Consider the following 1,561-nt stretch of genomic DNA (forward strand, 5'->3'; position numbering starts at 1 on the left):
CACTCTGTGGGTAAAAGGCATGGCGAACCGACAGTCAGCCATCATCATGTACACGCCGGAAGGGAAAATCTGGGCGCTACGTGTCAGCCCTGGCGAAGATAACGGCGTGGAAGTGGATTATGTAACCACTGAGAAGGATAAAAATACCATGCCCAAAACGCTTCAGGCATGGCGTACGCTGTTTACCGACCGCTAAGTAAAGCAGCCAGTGGTGCTAGCGGTATCGTACCATTTGGCCAGAAGGGGTGATCATTAGACGTTCTTTACCCAGTTGTAGGGTATCAAAATGTACGCCGTTGTTTTCCGCATAGCCGAGAATATTTTTAATCATCCGCGTCTGACCATCATCAGCATAATAAATTTTATGGAACGTAAACATCACACCTTCGGTATTTTGCTTTTGCTGTTCCAGGCTGATCTTGGCCATAAAACGATTATCGTTTGGGCTGGTCAGGGTCATCAGCACGGTACTCCCCCTGGCATCGAAGTAGGTATCATAAATCTCACGCTGGCGCGCCAGCAGGTCGTAATACCCCAGCTGTAAATTCACTTTAACGAAATCCTCCGTGAACAGACCCTTATCTCCTGGCAGATATTTGATCACTGCCACCCCCAGGGGCACCAGCAGAGTCACGATCAGTAAGCTAATTGACGCAGTTGGCCATTTCATTAATTTTTCGTTCGCCTTCACGATAGATTAGGGCGCTCAGTTGAGCACCATCCGTACGCCAGTTGATAATGTTCATAGCCAGCTGTTTACGATCGCATTGATTCGATAACGTCATGGTGTAGTTCAGCGTCGTGCCTGAGGTGTAATAGAAAATTTCCATCGTCACCTTCTGGTTTTTCAGATTTTGATTCAGCGTAAACAGCACCGGTCCCAAAAGCTTATTTAAATCATAGGACGCGGATGAGTTGTCCCATCCCCGGCGCAATTCCATTAGCTGAATATGGCTGTACGGGACGGAATTTTTTTTCACCAGTTGGCTGCTGTTTACCGGGAAAAGCGCTCGCCCGGCCCACGCCAGCACAACCAGTAACAGCAAAACCTGAAAGAAAATAAGCCAGAGCCAGAATGCGCGACGTAAGCGCGGTTTTAGCTCTGCGTTAATCGTCGTTTTCGTCTCGGCCAGCGCGGGTAATACCGCAGGATCTACCGGGTGCTCATCCTCAAGGGGTATTCCATTTTCTGGTACAGATGTTTGCGGCGAGGCACCGGCCAGGCCAGGCGCCTCTTCTTTGTCATAGGAAATACGCTGGCAAAATTCTGCCTCAAGGATATAGCCCTTTTTAGGGATCGTTTTAATAATACGCTGCTGCTTGCCGTCATCCTCCAGCGCCACGCGCAGCGCATGAATCGCATTCGGTAAACTGTTAATACCAATAACCCGCCGTTCCCAAACCAGCGTAGTGAGCTCATCACGGCTTAATGTTTTTCCGGCATTTTCAGCCAGTACCAGCAACAATTTGAATTGATATTCGCCCAGGCGCCGTTCTTCACCACTGAGTTGATGGAGTAACGTACCGGACGAAAAATCGACGTACCAGTGGTGAATAATAT

Annotated in this window: 2 protein-coding genes and 1 pseudogene; 1 reads left to right on the forward strand and 2 read right to left on the reverse strand. The window is 48.9% G+C overall.

What is annotated here, in order from left to right; all coding sequences use genetic code 11:
* A pseudogene (locus tag WH277_RS01540) lies at window positions 1–196 on the forward strand (hypothetical protein); the annotation flags it as partial.
* Window positions 197–214: 18 nt separating this feature from the next.
* Here the strand turns inward: WH277_RS01540 and WH277_RS01545 are convergent.
* On the reverse strand, window positions 215–670 hold the full coding sequence (locus WH277_RS01545; protein ID WP_339455589.1) for a hypothetical protein: 456 nt from the start codon (window positions 668–670) through the stop codon (window positions 215–217).
* On the reverse strand, window positions 645–1,559 hold the full coding sequence (locus WH277_RS01550) for a transcriptional regulator (RefSeq protein ID WP_339503976.1): 915 nt from the start codon (window positions 1,557–1,559) through the stop codon (window positions 645–647). The genes WH277_RS01545 and WH277_RS01550 overlap by 26 nt, the downstream gene beginning before the upstream one ends.
* Window positions 1,560–1,561 lie beyond the last annotated feature (2 nt).

The organism is Erwinia sp. MYb416 (assembly GCF_037479575.1).
GTDB lineage: Bacteria > Pseudomonadota > Gammaproteobacteria > Enterobacterales > Enterobacteriaceae > Erwinia > Erwinia rhapontici.

Coding starts and splice junctions, on each gene's coding strand:
- WH277_RS01545 (WP_339455589.1), bottom strand. CDS start 670: ATGAAATGGCCAACTGCGTCAATTAGCTTACTGATCGTGACTCTGCTG.